This window comes from Streptomyces sp. SID5910, assembly GCF_009862125.1.
Lineage (GTDB): Bacteria > Actinomycetota > Actinomycetes > Streptomycetales > Streptomycetaceae > Streptomyces.
Map to the genome: position 1 here is coordinate 1 of NZ_WWHX01000117.1, position 6629 is coordinate 6629.

The following is a 6629-nucleotide window of genomic DNA, read 5'->3' on the forward strand; positions in this document are numbered from 1 at the left end:
GGCTCTGGGGGTCCCCCCGGCCGGAGGCTGGGGGAGTGCCGGGCGCAGTCCCTCGTACTGGGCGTACTCGGGACTTCGCCCGGTGCGGCGAGAGCACGCACCAGACGCCGCGGGGCAGGAGGTACTTGCGGACACGCCCTAGGCGGCGGCGCGGCGCTGGCAGGCGACGCAGTACCGCGTGTAGGGGAGGATCTCCAGGCGCTCGCCGGGGACGGGCTTGCGGCAGCCGAGGCAGGTGCCGTAGGTGCCGTCCTCGACCCGCGCGAAGGCCTCCTCGATCTCCTTGAGGACCCGCTCGATGGCCGTCTTCTGCGCGGACATCAGCTGGTCGTCCTGGCTGCTCTCGCCGAGGGCCTGGAGCTGGGTCATGCGGGTGTTGCGCGCGTGCTCGAGGCGCTGGCGGGCCTCGTGAGCGGTGAGCCGCTCGGGGCGGGGTTCGATGCGGGAGGCGTCGAGCGACACGATGAGTCCTTCTCTCGGGAGGACGGCAGGCCGTCGGGAGTACCGGAAAGCACCGGGGTTCGGGGCGAACTCCTGGTCACCCTCGACTCTGGCCGACCCGGCGGCGGTTTCCCATCGGGCGCAGGCCCCATTTGCCCGGGGGCGGAGCATCCACACCGCGGCGTCCCGAGGCCGCCGTATGGGTGCGGCGCACCCGGGAAATGGGGGTCGGACCCCATCGACCCGGCGGGGCGGAAGGGGCAGGCTGGGCGCAGGCTCGGTCGTGACCAAGGGCCGCAGCTCCGACCGGGGTGCGCGATGACCGAAAGTAGAGGCTTGCCGCGTCGCAGAAGGAGGCGTACCCCCGTTGTCCCTGTTCTGGCGGATCTTCGGGCTCAACGCGGTGGTGCTGGGCTTTGCCACGGCGCTGCTGCTGTGGGCTCCGGTGACCGTCTCCGTACCGGTCCTGCTGACCGAGGCCGCCGTGCTGGTCGGCGGCATGGCCGTCATGCTGGTCGCCAACGGCACCCTGCTGCGCTGGGGCCTGTCCCCGCTGGACCGGCTCACCAAGCTGATGACCACCGTCGACCTGCTGCGCCCCGGCCAGCGGCTCCCGGTGTCCGGCGGCGGTGAGGTCCCCGAGCTGATCCGCACCTTCAACGCCATGCTCGACCGCCTGGAGCACGAGCGCGCCACCAGCAGCGCCCGCGTCCTGCTCGCCCAGGAGGCGGAGCGGCGCCGTATCGCGCAGGAGCTGCACGACGAGGTCGGGCAGAGCATGACCGCGATCCTGCTCGTGCTGGGGCGGGCGGCGGACGACGCCGACCAGCCGCTGCGCGACGAGCTGCACCAGGCGCAGGAGATCACCCGGGAGAGCCTGGACGAGGTCCGCCGGCTGGTGCGCCGGCTGCGGCCCGGGGTCCTGGACGACCTCGGTCTGATCGCCGCGCTGACCTCGCTGACGCACGACTTCGCCACCCACACCGGCCTGCGGGTCGTCCGCCGCTTCGAGGCCGACCTGCCCGCGCTGGACCACGAGACGGAGCTGGTCCTCTACCGCGTCGCGCAGGAGAGCCTGACCAACGCCGCCCGCCACGCGGACGCCGAGCGCCTGGAGGTGAGCCTCGGCCGGGGCGAGGGCGCGGTGGTGCTCACGATCGCCGACGACGGCCGCGGCATCGAGGCGGCGACCGAGGGCGCGGGGATCCGCGGCATGCGCGAACGGGCCCTGCTGATCGGGGCCGCCCTCGACATCACCTCGGCACCGGGGGACGGCACCCGGATCCGGCTCACCGCACCCGTACCCGCATCCAGGAAGCAGCCCTGACCATGTCCGACCCGACCCTGCCCGCCGCGTCCGCTCCCGAGGCGACCGCTGCCGAGGCGACCGCTTCCGGGCCGCCCGCGCGCGACCCGTCCCGGATCCGCATCCTGCTCGCCGACGACCACGCGCTGGTACGCCGCGGGGTGCGCCTGATCCTCGACCGGGAGCCGGACCTCGAAGTGGTCGCCGAGGCCGGGGACGGCGCCGAGGCCATCGACATGGCCCGCGCCCATGCCGTGGACCTCGCCGTGCTGGACATCGCGATGCCCCGGCTGACCGGTCTCCAGGCCGCCCGGGAGCTGTCCGCGCTGAAGCCGGGGCTGCGCATCCTGATGCTGACGATGCACGACAACGAGCAGTACCTGTTCCAGGCGCTGAAGTCGGGGGCCTGCGGATACGTCCTGAAGTCCGTCGCCGACCGGGATCTGGTCGCCGCGTGCCGGGCCGCGATGCGCGACGAGCCGTTCCTGTACCCCGGCGCGGTCACGGCCCTGATCCGCAACTACCTGGACCGGGTCCGGCACGGCGAGGAGACCGCCGACCACATCCTCACGCCGCGCGAGGAGGAGGTCCTCAAGCTCGTCGCCGAGGGCCATTCGTCGAAGGAGATCGCCGAGATCCTCTTCATCAGCATCAAGACCGTCCAGCGGCACCGGGCGAACCTGTTGCAGAAGCTCGGCCTGCGCGACCGGCTGGACCTGACCCGGTACGCCATCCGCGCCGGCCTCATCGAGCCCTGACGCCCCTCCCCCGGACCGCCCGGGGCTCTGGTCGCCCACTCCCCGGCCGGAGCCCCGGGCTCACCCTTCGCACCCACCACGAAAGGGGACGGCGCATGCGCCCCGCGCCCTGGCCCCGGCCCCCGGACGCTTCCGGGACCACGGGCTCCGGCGCGCGCCTCCCCGGACGCCGGACGCACACCCCGGACACGGCCGGGACCACGGGACCCGGCCCACGCATCCCGAGGCTCCCGACGCACACCCCGGACGCGGCCGACGCCCGGTCCCGGCCGCCGCGCTCCTCCACCGCCGCCGCCCCGGCGCGATCGCGCCCTCAAGCCACCGGGACGCCCCGGGCCGGCGGGCGACGCCTCGCGGCGGTGCTCGTCGCCCTGCTGGCCGTGCTGCTGGCGCTGACCCCGGCGTGGCCCGCGCCGGGCGTGCGGGTCGCGGCCGGCGGGCCGCTGCCGGTGCACTCGGTCACGGCCGTCCCGCGCCCGGACACCGGGTTCCACGCCGACGACGGCTGTCCGAGCACCTGCGCCACCCAGGCCAGGCCCCGCCACGACCACCTGGGCGAACGCCCCTCGGCGCCGGGCCACCTCGCCGTCACCGCGCACGGGAGCGGTGCCGTCCCGGCCGCCCACGGGCGGCGGGCCCCGACGACGCGCGGCTCCCCGTCCGTCTCCCCCGGCCGCACGGGCCACGACCGCGGGCGGGCACCTCCCGCGCCTTCCGGCATCTGAGGATCCGTCCCTTCCCCCTTCTTCCGTCGCGGCCGCGCAGCCGCCGCCGCGGCATGCCCGCCGGAGGCCCGTGTGAAACGCTCACGTCCCCGTACCCGTCCCCGATCCCGCGCACAGTCCCAGGCATTGCGCCTGCGCGCGCTGATCGCCCTGGCCGTGATGGCCGCCGCGGTGGCGATCACCCTGACGATGCCGGTCCGCCTCGGACTCGATCTGCGCGGCGGCACCCAGATCGTGCTGGAGACCAGGTCCACCTCCACCACCAAGGCCGGCCGCGAGGCCACCGACCGCACCGTGGAGGTGCTGCGCGGCCGGATCGACGCGCTCGGTGTCGCCGAGCCGACCATCGTCCGTTCCGGCGACGACCGCATCGTCGTCGAGCTGCCGGGCGTCCAGGACCCGAAGAAGGCCGCAGACGTGCTGGGCCGCACCGCCCAGCTCACCGTCCACCCGGTGCTCGGCGCCGCCGAGGCGCCCGGCGACTCCGCCGAGCGGCCCGCCGACGCGTCGAAGGAGCGCGTCCTGCCCGACGAGTCCGGCCAGTCGCTGCGGCTCGCGGCCGCCGCCCTGACCGGTCAGGACGTCGAGGGCGCCGACGCCCGCTTCGACCAGCAGAACGGCGCCGGCTGGCACGTCACCGTCGACTTCAAGGACAAGGGCAGCGACCGGTGGGCCAAGGTGACCGGTGAGGCCGCCTGCCACCCGGCCGGCGACCCGCAGCGCCGCGTCGCCATCGTGCTCGACGACAAGATCATCTCCTCCCCGCAGGTCGACCCCTCGGTGGCCTGCGGGGCGGGCATCGCCGGCGGCTCCACGCAGATCACCGGTTCCTTCGACGACACCGAGGCCCGCGAACTGGCCCTGCTCGTCAAGGGCGGCGCCCTGCCCGTGCCGGTGGAGACCGTGGAGCAGCGCACCATCGGCGCGACCCTGGGCGACGAGGCCATCTCGGCCGGCGCCTGGGCCGCCGTCATCGGCACCGCGCTGACCGCGCTGTTCATCATCGTCGTCTACCGCCTCATGGGCGCCCTCGCCACCGTCGCCCTGCTCTGCTACGGCGTCATCTCCTACGCCGCCCTGGCCGCGGTCGGCGCGACGCTGACCCTGCCGGGCCTCGCCGGTTTCGTCCTGGCGATCGGCATGGCGGTGGACGCCAACGTCCTGGTGTTCGAACGGGCCCGCGAGGAACAGGCGCTGCGCACCCGGCCCAGTACGCGGTCGGCGCTGACGACCGGTTTCCGCAGCGCGTTCAGCGCGATCGCCGACTCCAACATCACCACGCTGATCGCCGCCGCCCTGCTGTTCTTCCTGGCCTCCGGCCCGGTGAAGGGCTTCGGCGTCACCCTGGGCATCGGTGTCCTCGCCTCCATGGTCAGCGCCCTGGTGATCACCCGGGTGCTCGCGGAGTTCGCCGCGGGCCGCCCGGCGGTCTTCCGCCGCCCGCACATCACCGGCATCTCCACCACCGGCCCGGTCCGCGACGCCCTGCTGCGCCGCGACCCGTTCCTGATGCGCCGGCCGCGCCGCTGGCTGGCCGCCTCCGGCATCGTCCTGGTGCTGGCCGGCTCGGGCATCGTGGCCCGGGGCCTCGACTTCGGCATCGAGTTCACCGGCGGACGGCTCATCGAGTACTCCACGGCGACCGAGGTCGATCCCGACCGGGCCCGCACGGCGCTCGCCGACGCGGGCTTCCCGCGGGCGGTCGTGCAGTCCTCCGGCGACAACGGCCTCACGGTGCGCACCGAGGAGCTGACCGACGCGGAGGCGGCCACCGTCACCGAGACCGTCGGCGGGCTCGGCGGCGGGGCGGAGAAGCTCCGCGACGAGCTGATCGGCCCGAGCCTCGGCGAGGAGCTGCGCCGGGACGCGCTGATCGCCCTCGGCCTGGCGCTGGGCGCGCAGCTCTTGTATCTGGCGGCGCGCTTCCGCCTCCTGTTCGGCACGGCGGCGGTGAGTGCGCTGGCCCATGACGTGATCATCCTCGTCGGGGTGTTCGCCTGGCTCGGCAAGCCCATCGACGGGGTGTTCCTGGCGGCGCTGCTGACCGTCATCGGCTACTCGGTCAACGACTCGGTGGTCCTGTTCGACCGCGTCCGCGAGCTGCTCGGCAAGGACCGCGGCACGCCGTTCGCCCGCCTCACCAACCAGGCGATCCTCCAGACGCTGCCCCGCACGGTCAACACCGGCATGGGCGCGGTGCTGATCCTCGCCTCGCTGGCGGTCCTCGCCGAGGACTCGCTGACCGACTTCGCCGTGGCGCTGCTGATCGGTGTGGTGGTCGGCACCTACTCGTCGGTCTTCACCGCGGCCCCGCTCGCCGTCGAACTCCACGGCCACGACACGGGGCGACGCACGTCGCGCCGCGCGAGCGGACCCGCCCGAAAGCCGGAGCCCCAGCAGCGCCGCTCCAGGCACGAGCCCGAGGAGGCGTCGCAGAAGACCCCGTAGGGGACCGTCCGGGGAAGCCCGGGGGACGGCCGCGCACATCGGCCGCACGAGTGGAACCCGGGTCCCCGGGGACGGGCGCCCGGGGGCCTGGAGGGCGGCGTCCGGGCGTCAGGTGGCCGCGTAGTGCTGCGTCACCAGGTCCCGTACCACGTCCTGGTCGCCGGCGATCAGTGCGTCCAGTAGGGCCGTGTGTTCGTGGGCGTCGGCGATCAGGTCGGCACGTCCGCGCGTCGCGGGGGTGCCGGACGCCGGCCACTGGGCGCGGCGGTGCAGGTCGCCGGCGATCCGGACGAGCTGGTCGTTGCCGGCGAGCGCGAGCACCTCGCGGTGGAAGGCGCGGTCGGCCTCCGCGTAGGTCGCCGGGCAGCCGGAGGACGCGGCCCGGACGGTGGCCTCGGCGACGGGGCGCAGCCGGGCCCAGCGCTCGGCGGGCACCGTGCGGGCCAGCCGCAGCAGCACCGGGACCTCGATCAGGGCCCGCACCTCGCCGAGCTCGGCCAGCTCCCGGGCGCCGCGCTCCACGACGCGGAAACCCCGGTTGGGGACGACCTCGACGGCGCCCTCAAGGGCGAGCTGCTGCATCGCCTCGCGCACGGGGGTGGCGGACACGCCGAACCGTTCGCCGAGCACGGGCGCCGAGTAGACCTCGCCGGGGCGCAGCTCCCCGGAGACCAGCGCGGTGCGCAGGGCGTCGAGGATCTGCCCGCGCACGGAGGAACGCCGTACGAGGGCGCGGGGCCCGCCGAGGGGCGGTTCGCCGTGCGTGTGCTCGCCGCGCGCCGTCCCGGCGGGGTCCTGGGCGCCGCCCCGGTCCCGGGCACGGTCCCGGTCGGCGGCGCCCGGCTGGGCCGGCACCCGGGGGGTGGCCCAGCCCGGGTCGTCCGTCCCGGCGGAGCCCTGCGTGCCCTGCTTCACGGGGTCCTCCTGAGGGACGTGCGGCGCTCGGGGTCA

Annotated in this window: 6 protein-coding genes; 4 read left to right on the forward strand and 2 right to left on the reverse strand. The window is 75.1% G+C overall.

Going from position 1 to position 6629, the window contains the following annotated elements; all coding sequences use genetic code 11:
* Positions 1–138: 138 nt before the first annotated feature.
* The gene (locus GTW67_RS03885) at positions 139–462 is read right to left on the reverse strand and encodes a TraR/DksA C4-type zinc finger protein (RefSeq protein WP_161163378.1); all 324 of its coding nucleotides are present in this window, start codon (positions 460–462) and stop codon (positions 139–141) included.
* A 346-nt stretch (positions 463–808) separates the two neighbouring features.
* Between GTW67_RS03885 and GTW67_RS03890 the strand changes: the two genes are divergently transcribed.
* From GTW67_RS03890 to secD, 4 genes are all read left to right on the forward strand, one after another.
* Entirely contained in the window at positions 809–1768 is a 960-nt protein-coding gene (locus GTW67_RS03890) for a HAMP domain-containing sensor histidine kinase (protein WP_161163379.1), read from the forward strand.
* A gap of 2 nt (positions 1769–1770) precedes the next feature.
* Complete coding sequence (locus GTW67_RS03895) at positions 1771–2505, forward strand: response regulator (protein ID WP_202436792.1); 735 nt, start codon at positions 1771–1773, stop codon at positions 2503–2505.
* A 359-nt stretch (positions 2506–2864) separates the two neighbouring features.
* Entirely contained in the window at positions 2865–3230 is a 366-nt protein-coding gene (locus GTW67_RS03900) for a hypothetical protein (RefSeq protein ID WP_161163380.1), read from the forward strand.
* A 72-nt stretch (positions 3231–3302) separates the two neighbouring features.
* Positions 3303–5678: a protein translocase subunit SecD gene (gene secD / locus GTW67_RS03905; protein ID WP_161163381.1), complete on the forward strand. Its 2376-nt coding sequence runs from the start codon at positions 3303–3305 to the stop codon at positions 5676–5678.
* Between the two features lie 108 nt (positions 5679–5786).
* On the opposite strand, the gene GTW67_RS03910 is transcribed toward secD, so the two are convergent.
* Entirely contained in the window at positions 5787–6593 is an 807-nt protein-coding gene (locus tag GTW67_RS03910; RefSeq protein ID WP_161163382.1) for an FCD domain-containing protein, read from the reverse strand.
* Between the last annotated feature and the right edge of the window lie 36 nt (positions 6594–6629).

Coding starts and splice junctions, on each gene's coding strand:
- GTW67_RS03895 (WP_202436792.1), top strand. CDS start 1,771: ATGTCCGACCCGACCCTGCCCGCCGCGTCCGCTCCCGAGGCGACCGCT.